18 protein-coding genes and 1 pseudogene are annotated in these 16,978 nt (G+C 40.1%); 6 read left to right on the top strand and 13 right to left on the bottom strand.

Annotated features, from left to right (window positions below; translation table 11 throughout):
* The first annotated feature begins 299 nt into the window (after positions 1-299).
* From ACE1B6_RS07980 to ACE1B6_RS07970, 3 genes are all read left to right on the top strand, one after another.
* A complete protein-coding gene (locus ACE1B6_RS07980; RefSeq protein ID WP_413256720.1) occupies positions 300-1,730 on the top strand; it encodes a circularly permuted type 2 ATP-grasp protein in 1,431 nt (476 codons plus the stop codon).
* Between the two features lie 193 nt (positions 1,731-1,923).
* Positions 1,924-2,946, top strand: a complete 1,023-nt coding sequence (locus tag ACE1B6_RS07975; protein ID WP_413256719.1) for an alpha-E domain-containing protein — start codon at positions 1,924-1,926, stop codon at positions 2,944-2,946.
* 1 nt (position 2,947) lies between these two features.
* On the top strand, positions 2,948-3,805 hold the full coding sequence (locus ACE1B6_RS07970; RefSeq protein ID WP_413256718.1) for a transglutaminase family protein: 858 nt from the start codon (positions 2,948-2,950) through the stop codon (positions 3,803-3,805).
* Between the two features lie 35 nt (positions 3,806-3,840).
* On the opposite strand, the gene ACE1B6_RS07965 is transcribed toward ACE1B6_RS07970, so the two are convergent.
* The 10 genes from ACE1B6_RS07965 to ACE1B6_RS07920 form a co-directional block, all read right to left on the bottom strand.
* On the bottom strand, positions 3,841-4,893 hold the full coding sequence (locus ACE1B6_RS07965; RefSeq protein ID WP_413256717.1) for a J domain-containing protein: 1,053 nt from the start codon (positions 4,891-4,893) through the stop codon (positions 3,841-3,843).
* A gap of 101 nt (positions 4,894-4,994) precedes the next feature.
* Positions 4,995-5,762 (bottom strand): peptidase, encoded by a 768-nt coding sequence (locus tag ACE1B6_RS07960; protein WP_413256716.1) that lies wholly within the window; start codon positions 5,760-5,762, stop codon positions 4,995-4,997.
* 67 nt (positions 5,763-5,829) lie between these two features.
* Entirely contained in the window at positions 5,830-6,729 is a 900-nt protein-coding gene (gene lgt / locus ACE1B6_RS07955) for a prolipoprotein diacylglyceryl transferase (RefSeq protein WP_413256715.1), read from the bottom strand.
* A gap of 149 nt (positions 6,730-6,878) precedes the next feature.
* Positions 6,879-8,147, bottom strand: a complete 1,269-nt coding sequence (locus ACE1B6_RS07950) for a lipid-A-disaccharide synthase-related protein (RefSeq protein WP_413256714.1) — start codon at positions 8,145-8,147, stop codon at positions 6,879-6,881.
* Between the two features lie 277 nt (positions 8,148-8,424).
* The gene (locus ACE1B6_RS07945; protein ID WP_413256713.1) at positions 8,425-9,108 is read right to left on the bottom strand and encodes a DivIVA domain-containing protein; all 684 of its coding nucleotides are present in this window, start codon (positions 9,106-9,108) and stop codon (positions 8,425-8,427) included.
* On the bottom strand, positions 9,042-9,572 hold the full coding sequence (coaD, locus tag ACE1B6_RS07940; RefSeq protein ID WP_413256788.1) for a pantetheine-phosphate adenylyltransferase: 531 nt from the start codon (positions 9,570-9,572) through the stop codon (positions 9,042-9,044). Before coaD ends, ACE1B6_RS07945 begins: the two co-directional genes overlap by 67 nt.
* Before the next feature lie 49 nt (positions 9,573-9,621).
* Positions 9,622-9,975 carry a phenylpyruvate tautomerase MIF-related protein gene (locus ACE1B6_RS07935; protein ID WP_413256712.1) on the bottom strand — a complete coding sequence of 118 codons (354 nt, stop codon included), beginning with the start codon at positions 9,973-9,975 and terminating at the stop codon, positions 9,622-9,624.
* Positions 9,976-10,106: 131 nt separating this feature from the next.
* Positions 10,107-10,589 (bottom strand): flavin reductase family protein, encoded by a 483-nt coding sequence (locus ACE1B6_RS07930; protein WP_413256711.1) that lies wholly within the window; start codon positions 10,587-10,589, stop codon positions 10,107-10,109.
* Between the two features lie 161 nt (positions 10,590-10,750).
* The gene (locus ACE1B6_RS07925; RefSeq protein ID WP_413256710.1) at positions 10,751-11,239 is read right to left on the bottom strand and encodes a hypothetical protein; all 489 of its coding nucleotides are present in this window, start codon (positions 11,237-11,239) and stop codon (positions 10,751-10,753) included.
* A gap of 259 nt (positions 11,240-11,498) precedes the next feature.
* Positions 11,499-11,954 (bottom strand): hypothetical protein, encoded by a 456-nt coding sequence (locus ACE1B6_RS07920; RefSeq protein ID WP_413256709.1) that lies wholly within the window; start codon positions 11,952-11,954, stop codon positions 11,499-11,501.
* A 241-nt stretch (positions 11,955-12,195) separates the two neighbouring features.
* On the opposite strand from ACE1B6_RS07920, the gene ACE1B6_RS07915 reads away from it, so the two are divergent.
* A complete protein-coding gene (locus tag ACE1B6_RS07915) occupies positions 12,196-12,918 on the top strand; it encodes a histidine phosphatase family protein (RefSeq protein WP_413256708.1) in 723 nt (240 codons plus the stop codon).
* Here ACE1B6_RS07915 and ACE1B6_RS07910 read toward each other — a convergent pair.
* The 3 genes from ACE1B6_RS07910 to ACE1B6_RS07900 all read right to left on the bottom strand — a co-directional run bounded on the left by ACE1B6_RS07910 (position 12,915) and on the right by ACE1B6_RS07900 (position 15,666).
* The gene (locus ACE1B6_RS07910; RefSeq protein ID WP_413256707.1) at positions 12,915-13,430 is read right to left on the bottom strand and encodes a hypothetical protein; all 516 of its coding nucleotides are present in this window, start codon (positions 13,428-13,430) and stop codon (positions 12,915-12,917) included. The two genes, ACE1B6_RS07915 and ACE1B6_RS07910, sit on opposite strands and share 4 nt — an antisense overlap.
* A 195-nt stretch (positions 13,431-13,625) precedes the next feature.
* On the bottom strand, positions 13,626-14,462 hold the full coding sequence (locus ACE1B6_RS07905) for a dienelactone hydrolase family protein (protein ID WP_413256706.1): 837 nt from the start codon (positions 14,460-14,462) through the stop codon (positions 13,626-13,628).
* A 385-nt stretch (positions 14,463-14,847) separates the two neighbouring features.
* A complete protein-coding gene (locus tag ACE1B6_RS07900; protein WP_413256705.1) occupies positions 14,848-15,666 on the bottom strand; it encodes a Uma2 family endonuclease in 819 nt (272 codons plus the stop codon).
* Positions 15,667-15,870: 204 nt separating this feature from the next.
* On the opposite strand from ACE1B6_RS07900, the gene ACE1B6_RS07895 reads away from it, so the two are divergent.
* Positions 15,871-16,314, top strand: a complete 444-nt coding sequence (locus ACE1B6_RS07895) for a tetratricopeptide repeat protein (RefSeq protein WP_413256704.1) — start codon at positions 15,871-15,873, stop codon at positions 16,312-16,314.
* Positions 16,315-16,671: 357 nt separating this feature from the next.
* Positions 16,672-16,978, top strand: a pseudogene (locus ACE1B6_RS07890) (Fis family transcriptional regulator); the annotation flags it as partial.

Genomic DNA, 16,978 nt, shown 5'->3' with positions numbered 1-16,978 from the left:
TTGGCGAAGCAGCAAGATACAACAGTTGCAGAAAGCTAAGACATTTTTAACATACTCTACTCTCAGCAATTCTGACTTTAATCTTAAATGGTCAGTCATTTGCCGATCGATTAGCCAAGATGCCCATTAGTAGCAAAAAGTTACATTAATCTGGAAAAAATGTATCCCTGTATACGAATTCCCAGGCAAACCAGCAAGAATATATATAGGGACTGGCGATCGGGTACTGGGGACTGAGAAGAAACGGACGCAAAAACACAGGAACAGTTAAAAATTAACAACAGATTACTGAATAGATTATGAATTTTGAGCATTACGAACCAGGGGACTTTTACGACGAATTGTTTATTGCCAAAAATCAACCCCGACCAGAGGTGATACCTTTAATAGAAAGGATCAATTCTTTGCCACCAGATGAGATTTTACAAAGACAAGAAGTAGCACAGCAAGCTTTGTTTAAATTGGGCGCTACATTTAATGTTTATAGCGATAATCAAGGAACAGAAAGAATTTTTCCTTTTGATGTGATTCCCCGAATTGTTTCCGCTCAAGAATGGCAAGTTTTAGAAGCAGGATTGAAGCAACGGATTTATGCTTTGAACAGCTTTATTGCTGACATTTACGACGCGCAAAAAATTGTCAAAGATGGAGTAATTCCTGCCGACTTAATTGCCACTTCCAAAGGATTGCTAAAACCCTGCATCGGATTAAAACCGCCTGGGGGAATTTGGTGTCATATAACTGGCACAGATTTAGTCAGAGATAAAGATGGACAATGGTACGTTTTAGAAGATAATTTGCGCTGTCCTTCGGGAATTTCTTATGTTTTGGAAAATCGCCGGGTAATGAAGTCTGCTTTTCCTAAAGTTTTCGAGACAATGGGAATTAAACCTGTTGATGATTACCCCAGTCATTTGTTAGATACTTTGTTGAATTTAGCCCCGGAAAGTTTACCAAATCCCACGGTAGTAGTGTTAACTCCCGGAACTTACAATTCTGCCTATTTTGAACATTCTTTTTTAGCGCAACAAATGGGTGTAGAATTGGTGGAAGGTCGAGATTTAGTAGTTGCTGATGGTTATTTACAAATGCGAACTACTAAGGGTTTAAAAAGAGTTGATGTAGTCTATCGCCGCATCGATGATGACTTTATCGATCCCCTAAGTTTCCGGCGAGATTCAACGTTAGGTGTACCGGGATTAATGGATGTTTATCGATCGGGAAAAGTAGCGATCGCTAATGCACTAGGAACCGGAGTAGCTGATGATAAAGTCATCTACGCTTACGTCCCCGAAATGATTCGTTATTACCTTCAAGAAGACCCCATTTTACAAAACGTTCCCACCTACCTTTGTTGGCGAGAAAAAGACCTCAGTCATGTATTATCTAACCTAGAAACTTTAGTCGTCAAAGCTGCTAACGAATCCGGCGGTTACGGAATGTTAGTCGGTACTCAATCCACCTTAGAACAGAGACAAGAATTTGCCGAAAAAATCAAAGCAAACCCCCGAAATTACATCGCCCAACCCACCATTTGCTTATCAAGAGTTCCCACAATTGTAGACCGAGAATTTACCGGATGTCACGTAGATTTACGCCCCTACATTTTATATGGTAAAGACATCTACGTTCATCCCGGTGGATTAACTAGAGTTGCCTTAAAAAAAGGCTCTTTAGTAGTTAACTCCTCCCAAGGTGGCGGAAGTAAAGATACTTGGGTACTCTGCTAAGCAGAGGGCAGGGGGGAGGAGAATTCAAAACTCTGTAAGGGCGGGTTTTGTTGTCAACTCTTCTACTGTAACCAGGGAATTTTCTGCTAAACCCGCCCCTACAACTCAAAACTTCCCCAATCCCCAGTCCCCAATCCCCAGTCCCCAATCCCCAGTCCCCAATCCCCAGTCCCTACTAATCCCAATTAAAACTATGTTAAGTCGCGTTGCTGATGCTATTTACTGGTTAAATCGTTATGTGGAAAGGGCAGAAAATATTGCCCGATTCATTGATGTGAATTTGAAATTGATTTTGGATTCTTCCGCTGTGATAGAACAACAGTGGGAACCATTAATTACTACAACCGGAGACTTGCCCAGATTTAAAGAAAAATATGGCAAAGCTACCGCAGAAAGTGTAATTCAATTTCTCACATTTGATAGCGAATATCCTAATTCGATTCTTTCTTGCTTACGTTCAGCTAGAGAAAATGCTCGTTCAATTCGCGAGATCATTTCTTCGGAAATGTGGGAACAAGTCAACTCTTTTTACTTCATGGTGCAAGATGCTTATCACCAGCAAGAAAGTTTTAAAGCAGAAGAATTTTTTGCCGAGGTAAAAATGGCTAGCCATTTATTTGCTGGGGTGACTGATGCAACAATGAGTCACAATGAAGGATGGCATTTTGGCAGAATTGGCAGATTTTTAGAAAGGGCAGATAAGACGGCGCGAATTTTAGATGTAAAATATTTTGTGTTACTACCTTCGGTGAAAGATGTTGGTAGTACTTTGGATGAATTGCAATGGATAGCTTTGTTAAGATCGGCGAGTGCTTATGAGATGTATCGCAAACGGGGAGAACATCGAATTACGCCCTTTGGAATTGCCGATTTTTTAATTTTAGATCGGGAGTTTCCTCGATCGATCCGCTTTTGTATAATTCATGCAGAGCGATCGCTAAATGCCATCACCGGAATTCCTTCAGGTAATTGGACAAATGCCGCGGAACGTTCTTTAGGTCGCCTACGTTCCGAATTGGATTATATCACCACTGAAGACATAATTCAAAACGGATTACATGAATATCTGACCCACTTATTACAACAAATTTACGGCGTAGGAAACAATATTTTTGAAACCTTCTTTGCCCTCAAACCAATTCACGAAAAGAGTTACGAACTTACCAAACTTCGCACCGCAGAATTACAACAACAATTTTCCAGAGAATTAAGTTAGAATGCTTTACCACATTGTCCATACTACCACTTACAACTATCAGGAAGCCGTCACTTTAAGACCACACACAATTAGACTAGTTCCCCGCAGTGATGCCGAGCAAAAATTGCATAAATTTTCCTTAGAAATAGATCCAAAACCACTGGGAATTTGCTATAATTCCGACTTAGAAAACAATGTAATAGTCCAAACTTGGTTCAAAGAACCGACAAATTTTTTGAAAGTAGAAGTTAGTTCAGAGGTAGAAACTTTTCGAGAAAATCCCTTTGACTACCTGTTAGAATCCTTCGCTTTAAAATTGCCAATTGATTACTCAGCATCGCTATTAACGCTACTTTCTCCGTACTTACAAAGACAATATCCCGGAAATATCGACCCAATAGCAACTCAATTAGCGCAAGAACTTTTAGTTGCTAGTTCCCATCAAACAACGACATTTTTAAGTAAATTAAATCAACAAATTTACGAAACTTGTCAATATTTAATTCGGGAAACAGGCGATCCTTTGCCAGCAGGAATAACTTGGAAACAAAAAGCTGGTTCCTGTCGTGACTTTGCCGTTTTATTTATGGAAGTTTGTCGTGCTGTTGGTTTAGCAGCAAGATTTGTCAGTGGTTATCAAGAAGGAGATCCCGATCAAATAGAAAGAGACTTACACGCTTGGGTAGAAGTATATTTGCCTGGAGCAGGTTGGCGAGGTTACGATCCGACGCATGGGTTAGCAGTTAGCGATCGCCACATCCCCCTAGTCGCCAGCGCCTTTCCCAACTATACCGTCCCCATTTCCGGCAGTTTTTCCCCCCCCGGAACACACTTCTCCATGACACCCAAAATCTCCATTAAATCTAACCAAAATTAGGTTCGTTGTTCCCACTTAATTGGGAACAACAAACTTCAAAACTTAATTACTCCCATCTCAAACAATTCTTCTATCATTTTGTCGTGGAGAGACTGATTGATTATTGTATCTAAGCAATCTGGCCCTTCAATAAACTCTTTAATTGTCATTTTCTTATCCCGAAACTCTTGCACAAAATCCCTAAGTTCTTCAATAACTAAGATTTGTTTTTTCATTTCTTTCAAGAGCATTTCCACCGGATCGATTCCCATTTTACTTGCCTGTCGAAATTCCGAAATCAAAGCACCTTCCGGTGTTTTTTTGACTAATCTTAGTTCCTTTTTCAGACTTTCATACTGTTTTTTCAATAAGGAATTTTGCTGCGACAAGATCTGGCACTTTCGCGTTAAATCATCTTCGCTGAAATTCTCGATATCTTCGCCAGCTAAATGTTGTTGTTCAATCTCTAGCAGTTTAGCTAAATCTCCCTCTTGATAAGCTTTATTTAGTTCTTTCATAATTTCTGTGTGACGCATTTGCGTTTCGCTGTCTGTCACTTTATCAGGATGAAAGATCTCTGCTAACTTCAAAAAGGTTTGCCTAATTTTTTGGGAATCTTCAGTTTTGACAGCTGGTTGAGAAATTGGAGATTGTTCTTCTTGAGTTTCACCACCTGGAAAAAAATCAGCTTTTCCTTTTCCTTTTCCTGCTGCGCCAAAAAGTTCATCTAATTCAGGCATATCCTGAGATTCTGATGATTTAGGACTAATTATTCCTTGGTTTTGCAGTGTTTCATAAACCTCCTCAATATCTCGCTTGCTTTGTTTGCCAAACTTCCGCTGAAAAATCTCATCAAATAGGGAATGAATTTGTCGATCGATTTCCGTCATTTGCTTCATAATCGGAATAGTTCGATGGAACATCTGTGTAGCTATCGATCGCATTTGTTCGACAAAATTATTCAGTTCCGTGCGTTTTTTCTTAATCTGTTTGATTAACTTCTGATTTTCCTGCTCTAAAGCATCAACACGAAGATGAAGTTCCGACAGTGCTAATGTTGCTGCTGGGGTAGGAGTAGCAGTTTTGGGTTGTGATTTTTTGCGTGGCATTAGGGAAACGATGCTCCCAAGGATAACATCTGTTGATTTTAACTTGTTTTACCAAGCTTTATCAGGGCTAAAGCCCAACTACATACAAAGAAGTGAGCATATTAATCAAGTTCTACATTGTCGTGCGAGTCTGGCGAATAATGTTCCCATTCAATATTCGGCATTCGATCGAAAGCATTTCGCAAAGACTCTTCCCACCACTTACGAGTTTTCACCAAATAGGGATCTCCTAAACGCAATTGTAATTTATTCTCCACCACCAAAGTATCCCTTTCATACATAACCATATTAATTGGTGGACCAACAGAAATATTAGATTTCATAGTCGAGTCGATCGAAAGCAACGCACATTTAGCACAAGCTTCCAAAGGAGTATCATACTTCAGCGTTCGATCTAAAATTGGTTTACCGTACTTAGTTTCTCCAATTTGTAAAAAAGGCGTTTCGGGAGTAGCTTGAATAAAGTTACCCTGGCTATAAATATGATAAAGTTCCATATCTTCGCCTTTAATTTGACCACCCAAAAGAAAGCTACATTTGTAATCAATATTATCCTTTTGTAACCAACTGCGGTCTTGTTCTTGAATTTGGCGAATTTTGTTGCCAACATAACGAGCAATTTCGTACATAGTTGGCAAAGAATGAAGATTTGATTCTTCCTGAGCTTTTAAATCTTTCCGAATCAAAGTAAGTACACCCTGAGTAAAAGACAAATTACCAGAATTACATAATAAAATTGCCCTTTCTCCGGGTTGAGAAAAATCAAAAAGTTTTTGGTAAGTGGAAATGTAATCAACTCCTGCATTAGTACGGGAATCAGCCGCCATAACTAACCCGTACTTGGTAATGATGCCAAGGCAATAAGTCATGAAAGTGTGTGGATAAACAACTCAGCAATTTAAATTTTAATGGGGAGGAAACGAACTAAAATTCAGCTTAGTAATTTTCCGAGTCTGATTCTAAATTATTACCGTTAGCTGAAACGACATCAGGCAAATTACGTTTAAACAAGTAAAGCCAAACTAAACCAGCTGAACCTAAAATAATTCCCACTAAACTCACTACTTGCGCTATTCGCAATGGCCCTAACATTAGGCTATCAGTTCGTAGCCCTTCAATCCAAAACCGACCAATACTATAAAATACCAGGTAAGTTAAAAATAGAGTTCCCACTTTTAAAGGTGGCTTTCCCTGTAAACCGCGAAAGAACAAAAACATTAAAATCCCAAAAACCATTAAATTCCAGACAGATTCATAAAGAAAAGTCGGATGAAAGTACTCAAAATTAGCGTATTCTGGGGGACGTTGTGGGGGAGGAATATATAACTTCAAAGGTAAATTTGTTGGCGCACCAAAAGCTTCGGAATTAAAGAAATTTCCCCATCTACCAATTGCTTGACCAAGAATTAAGGAAGGAGCGACAATATCTGCTAATTGCCAGAAGGGAACTTGACGAACTCGCGCAAAAATTAAACTGGCAATTAATCCTCCTAAAATTGCACCATGAATGGCAATTCCTCCTTTCCAAATGGCAAAGATATCTGCTGGATTTTGGGCATATTCTTGCCATTCAAATAATACATAATAAAGTCTGGCACTTGGGATTGCCGCAAACACTAACCAAATAGCTAAATCAGCAATAATTTCTGGGTTGAGGTGACGACGTTTGGCTAAGTAGCCGGAAAGTGCAACTCCAATCAAAACTGCTGAAGCAATTAATACACCGTACCAGCGCAAGGTAAATGGCCCTAGTTTAAAGATTATTGGCCCTGGAGAAGCAAATTCAAATGCTAAGGGCAAAATGGGAATATCCAGTAGCCAAGAAGTTATAGTCATAAGTTGCGTAAGAAACAATTAAATTCAGAATTGACATCAACTCCGAGTTAAATTTTAGGTTGCTTTGGCAAACCGAGCAGTATTGTATCCGAAGTTTTCTGGAAATGTTCGTAGTAGCCGCTTCAGCGCGACTCCTACTGAAGTGGTTACTACGAATTGTTTTCTAATTTTTCCACTAAACATTCAGCGATGCGGTGGGATGCACCTGGTTTTCCCATGCGGCGAGGGCCATTGGCGGCGATTAATTGGAGTCGATCGGGATTTTTCAGCAAATACTTTAAGCTTTGAGCAACTTGGCTGGGTTTTTCGACTAATAATATCGAAGGGCCAAGGAGACGGCTTTGAGCTTCAGCAAAGGCATAAGTAAATTGGGGCCCTTTTCCAGGGATGGTAATTGCAGGTTTACCTAAACCGACAAATTGTTCGGTTGCGGTTCCCGCCATTGCGATCGCAAAATCCGCCGCTTGCAAGCAATCATTAAAAGCTTTCTGCGTCAAAATTAACTGATTTTTCCCTTGACTAAACACTAAAGCCGTTGCATCTTGAATGGGCAATTTTACAGGGGAAAATTGTGTCGATCGCGATCGCCAACCTTGAGTTTCCAAGGTTTCTTGTAATAAGTCTAAACTTACACTAGGAGCGATCGCGCTTAAAAACAACACTGTGCGATCGCGAAAACCATCCAAAATTCCCCCCACAGCTGCAATAATTTGCCGCCAATTTTCGTAAGCTTCAGGAGTACGAGAACCTGGGAGAAGACAAACAGTAAGCGAATCCCTTCGCCAACCCAGAGGCGAAGACACCGACTCAGGAGTTAAAGATTCTAAATCATCCATCATCGGATTTCCCAGATCGAAAGCCGGGATCGACCATTGCCGTAACACTTCAGCCGTTAAACTATCTCTGGGAAACACCGCCTTACAGCGAGGTTGACTCATTAACCAACGTTCCCAAGGCAAATAAACCGAACCAGACCAACCTTCCCAACGCCGTTTAAAACTGCGGAAACTCTTAATCTCATCCCGCAAATAATATTCCGATTTCGCCGTCCCCACAAAAACGTAAGGTGCGCCACTCAACCAAGCAAAAAACAGCGGCACAATATCACCAACAGCAATAATCGCCCCACCTTGTGCAGCAAAAGCTTGCACCGCCTGGAATTGCTGCCATAGTAATTCCAACAAACCACCTTGAACATCCCGCCACAACTGTCGCCAGTCCATATAAACAAAGCCACCAGAGGGCATTTTTTGTGTCGGTGCAATCATCGGGATTCCCCGATCGATGTAAGCTTGTCCCTCACCAACGATCGGCAAAGCTGCTATTTTCGGAGAAGTGGGAAGTTGTTGTAATTCTTGGCAGATTCTTACTGCGATCGCATCTTCCCCATGACCATTACTCAAACAAAGTAACTTCATCACCACCCCTGAAAGCAACCTAGAGATTTTTGAATATATAAGCTTTTGGCGAAAAAAGGCAGAAGGCAGAAAGGGAGGTGGGGAGGTAAGGAGGTGAGGAGAGAGGAAGCGGTAGTTAAATAATTCTTTAGACCTCTCCAAAAAAGAATCTCAAAGGCAGACAGGATGCCTACCCTACAAGAGTTATTCGAGATGTCTTTTCCATCCCCTTGTCTCCCCTGCCCCCCTGCCCCCCTGCCCCTCTGCCCCTCTGCACCCCTGCACCAAAACCCCTGCCTCAAATCTTCTTCGGTGGAATCGGAGAAGACCGAATGGAAGCAGCGGGAGGAAAATCGGGAGGTTGCAGTTGTTGTCTACCATTACGGACGATCCGCAACATTTCGCTAATATTCTGTTCGATATTAGACAGAACTTGGTCAGCATAGTCATCTGCACCATTTTGGATGGCTTCGGCTTCAGCGATCGCTCTAGCACGTACCTCCTGTAACTCCTCTTGCGCCTGTCGGTACATACTTTCAATTTCAGCCAAAGTTTGCTCCTGCGCTGACTGACATTCCTGCTGGACAGTTTGCCAGAGTTGCTGTGCTTCTGATTTGGCTTGTCTGACCACACTGCTTTCTTCCAAAATTTGGGCAGCACGTTGCTCAGCCGCTTCCACTACTTGTTGAGCGTACTGCTCAGCCGCCAAAATAATTTCATCTTTATGACGGACAATCGTTTCCGCTTCCGCAAAAGCCGCTGGCAAATTTAGCCGCACCAAATCTAATTGTTCTAACAACTGTTCTTCATCCACCAAAGTGCGTCGAGACATGGGAATTCGCGGACTATCGAGAATCATCTCCTCTAGGCGATTGAGTTCTCGTTGAATGTCTACACCTGTTGTTCCCTGTTGGTTTAATTGCTCTTCGGTGTTGGGTTCGTCACTGTCGGGGTCGATTCTTGAGGTATCTTGGCGTAACATTTTTTGTATATATCAATAGCAACGTGCTTAGGGACAAGATGATCCACTGAGCCACCAAATCTTGCTATCTCTTTTACCACGCTACTGCTTAAAAAGCCATATTCCGTCGAGGTTGCCAAAAAAACCGTCTCAATTTCTTCTAAAAGAGTCTTGTTGGTGTGAGCCATCTGTAACTCCTTTTCAAAATCAGAAAGCACCCGCAAACCTCGAATAATAACACTAGCTCCTCGCATTTGAGCATAATTTACAGTTAGACCATCAAAACAATCTACTTCCACATTAGAAATATGGCTGGTAGATTGCCGGATTAAGTCCATTCGCTCTTGCATGGTAAATAGAGGTGATTTGCTAGGATTTCGCAGCACAGCTACTATGACTCGTTCAAACAGCTTACTGCCTCTGGAAATCACATCCAGATGTCCAAGGGTTATTGGATCGAAGCTGCCAGGATAAATTGCAATCACGAAAAAAAGGGTTTCAGAAATACTCACCGCGATTATAAGCCATAAGTCATTAGCCGAATGTCGAGTTATTCCAACCCCACATCGCGCCTTTAGCATCGGCAAATTCTATGTAGATGCGATTAGCTGGTACACCCAGCGTTTGATTAATCTGCTGGCAAAAATCCTGGCTCATCGATTTAGTTTGTGCCGAAGTCATGGTGCCGATACTTTTGATTTCAATGTAGCAAACTGGGTCAGTGGTGCCTGCGAAAGTCATGGCGACATCTGGTTCAAATGCCGTCATTACATAAGATTCTGGTTTCCCTAAGTGTTTGGCTAATCCAGAGGAAAGGGTTTTGAGTAAGGTTTCTATTTTGGTTTTCTCTGGTGCTGGGACAGAGGTTTGGACTTTAATTAAAGGCATAACTTAAATCTCAAAAGGGGTATTTAAGCGATCGAACAAACAAAATCTTACTATTAAAATCCGACTCTATCATTTGTTCCTTTGTCAACAAAGGAACAAATGATAGAGCCACAAAGAATTAATAAATTTTTCTAACCACCGTACTGCCAACCAGTGCTCTCCAGCAACAGAGGTTCTCCCTCTCGATGCACACCTGCACCAATCACTTCGCCCACATAAACGGTGTGATCTCCTTTTTGCACCGCACCGACAACTTTACACTCTACATAACCCAAAGCGTCGGAAATAATTGGACAACCTGTTTCTTGTCCCAGGTAAAATTCTACATCTTCAAATTTATTTCCTACCCGCCGTTGAGGTTTAAAAAATGTCTGTGCTAAGTCTTTTTGTCCAGCTGCCAAAACGCTGAGACTAAACACGCCGCTTGCCTCGATCATGGCGTGGGATTTAGAATCCTGCTTGACGCAGTTTACTACCAATGGCGGCACAAAAGAAGCTTGCATGACCCAGCTAGCAGTGAAACCGTTAACGTCTTCGCCATCTTTAACGCCGCAAACGTAGATTCCATGAGGAATCATCCGCAGTATCGTTTTTTTTGCCTGTTCGTCTAACAATGGTTTCACCTCAAATTAATGCTACAAAGCTCAGTTTATCAAGCTTTTTTACCTTCAGCCTCTTTCTTTATTGATAAATCTGTGTTCCCTAAATCAAATGTAGAGACGTTTCATGCAACGTCTCTACATTTAAACATAAACAATCAGCAATTCTTCTAGCCTTAGTATTTTCTCATACTAACGGGAACGCAGAAGCCACTGCTACAATTTGTCACTCTTAATTGATTACGCCCTACTGGTTGAATGCGAAATGCGTCAGCATTATAGTTAGGAACTGGTCTTCTACTTCCTGGGTAAGTTGGTCTGCTACCGCGTAAAATAAAACCATTTCGCGTTGGTGTCAGTGTCATTCTTTGTTCCGCAGCGATTAAATTTCCGTTAGGCATTCTAGCATTGACTCTCATTCTGCCAAAATTGCCATTCATGGAAAGTCTAGCTTGATGAGTAATCCCGCTTAAACGCCAGCGTAATATCCAATTTCCATCAAGGGCAACATTAGGATTAACGCTATAGGGGCGGATTGTGGGTTGTTGGATGCTACGTTGTGTTTCGGGTTGTTGTGCGATCGCACTTTCTTTGCTAATTGTACTGCCAATTGCTAAAGTACTAGCTGCTAAACCTACCAAAGCTAAAGCTGCAAATTTTTTCATAACCTACTCCAGTTCTTTATAAGTTTAATGTTTGGATTTGTTTGTCAGTCTTTCTCGGATTTTCTTTGAATATGTTTATCTTAAATTTCTGAAATAAGTTGCGTCAGTACCCGATCGGGGTACTTTATTCTTAGAGAATAGTAGGCGCACTCTTACTTAATTTAATTAGCTAAATAAAATGTAGAGAGGTTTCAGGAAACCTCTCTACATCTAGATAATAAATTTTATTCCAGCCCAAAAATTAGTAATTTTTCTAGCCTTAGATTCTCCTCATATTAACGGGAACACAGACACCACTGCTACAATTTGTCACTCTTAACTGATTTCGCCCTACAGGTTGAATGCGAAATGTGTCAGGGTTATAGTTAGGAACTCGTCTGTTAGTTCCCGGATAAGTTGGTCTACTACCTCGCAAAATAAAACCATCTCGCGTTGGTGTCAGTGTCATTCTTTGTTCGGCATTTATGACTCGTCCATTAGGCATTCTGGCATTGACAATCATCCGACCATAATTGCCATTCATGGAAAGTCTGGCTTGATGGTTAATGCCGCTAACACGCCACTGTAAACGCCAATTTCCATCTAAAGCAACGTTAGGATTAACGCTGCGAATACTGGGTTGTTGTGCGATCGCAGTTTCTTGGACAACTGCACTACTTATTACTAAGGAACTAGCTGCCAAACCTACCAAAGCTAAAGTTACTAGCTTTTTCATAATTTCCTCCTATTTTTTGCTAGTTAATTATTGAATTTATTGGGAAGTCTTTCTAAATTGGTTGACGCATATCTTGATTTTAGGTTCCCAATGAAAATTATAAATTATCCTCTAATATTATTTGTAAAAATACTTATTTAAGGTTAGCGATCGTTAATTAACAAAAGTAATCATTCTTCATTGTCCATCTATGATATCCTGTAATTTAATGTATTAATTCTCTGATTATATCTACTACAGTATGCAGCTTTATTTTATTAGACACGCCGAATCTACAAATAATTACAACAGACGGGTGAGAGGTTCAAGTAAAGGTCGATCGGACGATCCAGAATTAACCGCCACAGGTAAAGAACAAGCTCAAATTTTAGCCGAATTTCTCAGGAACAATTATTCTCCCATACCCGTCCTAGAAAGAGACTTTCAAAATGCCAGAGGTTTTCACTTTACTCATTTATATTCCAGCTTAATGATTCGATCGGTTATTACTGGAACTTTCATTTCCCAAGCGTTAAATTTACCCTTAACAGCTTGGGTGGATATTCATGAATGTCGAGGGCCTTATATTCGGGACGATCGAACTGATGAAACGATCGCCACCGAAGGGAAAAACCGAGCTTACTTTACCGCCAACCATCCCGAATTAATTTTACCAGATTATTTGGGAGAAAAAGGTTGGTGGAATCGTCCAGCCGAAGAAACAGAACAATGGTTTGTTCGGGCAAAGTTAGTTTTTCAAGAACTATTAGAAAAACATGGAAATAGCGATGACAGAGTAGCCATTGTCAGTCATGGAGGTTTTTACAATTGCTTTTTAGCAACCGTTTTAAATTTCCCCCCAGGACATTGTTTTTCTTTCATTTTGAACAATGCTGCCATCAGTAGAATTGACTTTGAAGGTGGCAAAATTAGGTTAATTTATTTGAATCGAGTAGATTTTTTGCCCAAAGATTTGATTACTTAAATATTTTGTGGTAATATCCGATTTTGATAGATTGGTTGGAGAAACTCCTCTCCCTCTGTTGCTTTGATGTAACCTCCTGCTACAGCTTTGTTAATAAGTTCGGTGACAAAATTGGTGAGAACTTCCAAGACTTGAGACTTATTTAATGGAAAACTTTTCTGTTCAGTTGAATAGCCAAAATTTCTGATGTGGCAGTCGATCGTATTTTCTAAAGGTACTAACTCCAGAATTAAATAGCTTTCGGGAAAGTCTATATTAACCTTTTTCCCTTTAGATAATTGTGCAATTTTATTTGGTAATTCTTCTATTACCAAAACAATATCAGGATCTAAAAATATATCTTTTTTAGCATCGCCAACTTCTAGTGAAATTCTATGATTCCACTCAAAACAAAAAAGTCTTAACCCGATTTCTAAATCCGAAAGTTCATTAAGTGGATCGTCAGGTGGTTTTAAACCTTCCCATATCCAGGGTTCTTCTATTTTAAGATTAAAACTAGTGGAATAATTCATTGATTTTACTCCTATTTAATTTGCTTCAAAGTCACAGTATTATCTACAGGATAGGCTGACTTTAACGTTCCATCAGGATTTCTGACTACAACGGCGCGAGTTATTTCTTCAGTTGATTCAAAAACAGGATCGTTGTCATTAACAATAATTCATTCCCTCCTTTGTGGACAACTCGTAAACCGAACAAGCAATTATTTAAGCAACTCCATATTTTTGAAACCAAGCTAACATTTTGTTCCAAGCATCTTCGGCTTGTTCTTGGCGATAAGTTGGACGATAATCAGCCAGAAAACCGTGAGGAGTATCGGGATAAAGGATAATTTCGGAATTGCTACTTCCGGCTTTTAAAGCTTTTCGCATTTGTTCAACTGTATCGTTAGGAATTAAATCGTCACTTCCGCCGTAAAGTCCTAAAACTGGTACTGTTAAATTAGGAGCGATGTCGATCGGATATTTCGGAGTTAAAGCAGTAGATTCCCCAACTAAACGCCCATACCAAGCAACACCAGCATTCACACTGGGATTATGTGCAGCATACAACCAAGTAATTCTGCCACCCCAACAAAAACCTGTAATTCCTAACTCTTTGGTATTGCCTTTACTTGACTGTGCAGCCCATTTTACAGTAGCATCTAGATCGGACATAACTTGAGAATCAGGAACTTTAGAAACCACTTTAGAAACGATTTCTTGGATGTCTGACATTTGGGAAACATCGCCTTGACGGGCAAACATTTCCGGGGCAATAGCTAAATATCCCAACTTAGCAAAACGGCGACAAATATCTTGGATATGTTCATGAACCCCAAAGATTTCTTGTATCACTAAAACAGTAGGAAAATTCTCCCCAGTTGCAGGCATTGCGCGATAAGCTGGAATTTCGCCATCAGCAATCGGAATCTTCACTTCTCCCGCCATTAAACCTTTACTATCTGTGGTGATAACTTGTGCAGAAATGGGGCGAACAGCTAAAGCAAAACCAGCAGCTAAACTAGAAACAATAATAAATTTCCGACGAGTTAAATCTTTCATTACTACCTCTCTCCTTCACACCTTTAGCAAATAATCATAACCCATAAACCTCTGGAAAAAATAGACAATCTCCATCTTCATCTGTGTTCATCTGTGTTCATCTGTGGACATCTGTGGTAAAAAAAATCCTAAATTCCCGACTTTTGCCAGAACTCTAATAAAGAAATCAACTTAATTGCTGCATAAGTCCTCAAAGGCTAGACATATACATTAGTGAAGAGCTAAAGTTGTTTACAGTTATGAATTGGTCGAAATTAACACTAGCAGCAATATTTACAATATTAATCATCGTTGAATTTGGCGAAAAGAGAAATACTGCAAGCGTGAATTTTGTAGAAACGTTTCAGGCAACATCTCTACAGATAAATGATTAATTATTGTATTTTTAAATATCCATATCTGGATCTATTCCCATTGCCCTTAACCTTTCGGCTAAAATTGCCGCTTTTCTTTCTGCTTGTTCAGCACGTTGTCTTTCTTGTTCAGCACGTTGCTTTTCCTGTTCGGCACGTTGTCTTTCTAATTCAGCTATTTCTTGACCTACAAGTAACAAATTACCATCTAAATCCCACCAGCGTAACCAAAGTTGTTCCGGGTTATTTAAAAAACTTCCTTGCCAAAGACCTAGTTCTACACCTAATGGTAAAATTGGGTAATGACCTCTCTCATTTGGGGGAATTTTCCGGTAAGTAAAATCAGTTAAATGATAAACTTCCAATTTACCATTGTTAACTTCATAAATGGCGTAATAAGGAATACGAATAATTTGTTGATAAACCCAAAATTTACCGGGACGAGTACCTTCTCCAGTGCGAGATAAAGGAGTTGCATCTCGTTCTTCCTCGCCATTTCCACTAGCTAATTCAATAGCAATCATTGGCGGTGTATATTCGCGCCAAAATACGTAAGAACGTCGAATTTGTCCTTCTAATCTTGGTGGTACTCCAGGGACATAAAACCAATCTGGCGCTTCAGCACCTTTTTCCGGTGGTTCAGTTTCTCGCCAGTAAATTCCGCAATCTTGACCAATACAATATTGTCCATCTGGATGTAAGTTTTGCAACACAGGAGTAATTGATTCAGTGAGAATAATACACTGGGGATGTTCTTGAAAATTCTTCACGAATGTACCGTCTGATTCTGGTAGTTGAGTATGGTCTGGAAATGCTGGAGGTATATCAGATTTAGTAAATATTTCGGTCATAAGTTTAAGGTAATTCGCATAGAAAATGAGTTGTAATTACTTTATTATACAGCTTATTTTTTGTTCAAATCCCGACTTATTGAAGAATTCGGGGTTCTAGAATTTTAGCGTTACTGTAGGGCTAAAGCCCAACAACGTACTGGGGGAGGTTGGGATTGCTGCAAAATTTGAGTAAACTAATACTAACTTCTCTGATTAATAACGATGCGTTTAACAAAAATCGGAATTGCTACATTTATTGCTTTACTCACAGTTATTACAGATACTTCTGTTAGTTTCTATTCCTTGACAAGTTTGCCAGCGGCGAAAGTGTTGGCGCAGACGAATACGGAAAAGGACAAAGAGGCTTTTCAACTGTTTTATCAAGGTCTGCAAAAGTCTAAAGTTGATCAGTTTCAAGAAGCATTGCAGTTTTGGGAACAGTCGTTAGCTATTTATCGAGAGATTGGCGATCGCGAACGGGAAGGAACTCTTTTGGTTTTGCTGAGTTTTACTTATGCTAAATTGGGTGATTATCAGAAAGCTCTTTTATCGGCGCAGCAGGGTTTAGCTATTGCTAGGGAACTTAAAGATGCGAAGTTGGAACAGTTAGCTGAGGAAGCTTTGGCAAAAGTTCGAGAACATAATAATAATTCTGGGAAAACTTAGGTGGATTGATTTTTATAGTTAGTTGTAGGGGCGGGTTTAGAAAGTATATTTTGTTTCTTACAGATAACCTCACAACAAAACCCGCCCGTATTGTTTACTGCTATTAGCTAAAATCGTAGGGGCAAGATTTCAGCGAAAGAGATCCCCCTAAATCCCCCTTAACAAGGGGGACTTGAATCTAAATTCCTTTTGGTAAGGGGGACTTGAATCTAAATTCCTTTTGGCAAGGGGATTTGAAGTAGATTACGGATGACAGAGACGGGTTAATAATTTATACTTTTGGGAAAATCTTTTTAACTGCATAAGTTCTCAGGTGCTAGATATATATGCCACTGAGGAGCTTTTTAATTAACCGCTATGCGTTTACCAAAACTCTCAATTGCTACATTTATTGCTTTACTCACTGTTGTTGCAGATACTTCTATTAGTTTCTATTCCTTGACAAGTTTGCCAGTGCCAAAAGTTTTGGCGCAGACTAATAGTGAAAAGAAAGCTGAAGCAGATCGACTTTTACAGCAAGGGATTCAGCAGTTTCAAACAAGTAAATTTAGAGAAGCATTACAGTCTTGGCAACAAGCGTTAGTTATTTATCGAGAAATTGGCGATCGCAAAGGTGAAGGAACAGCACTGGGAAATCTGGGTGCTGCTTACATTGCTCTGGGAG

It is taken from the genome of Floridaenema fluviatile BLCC-F154 (genome assembly GCF_041929135.1).
GTDB classification, from domain to species: domain Bacteria; phylum Cyanobacteriota; class Cyanobacteriia; order Cyanobacteriales; family Aerosakkonemataceae; genus Floridanema; species Floridanema fluviatile.
The sequence above is the reverse complement of the archived record's forward strand: the minus strand, read 5'-3'. Positions and strand labels throughout refer to the sequence as shown.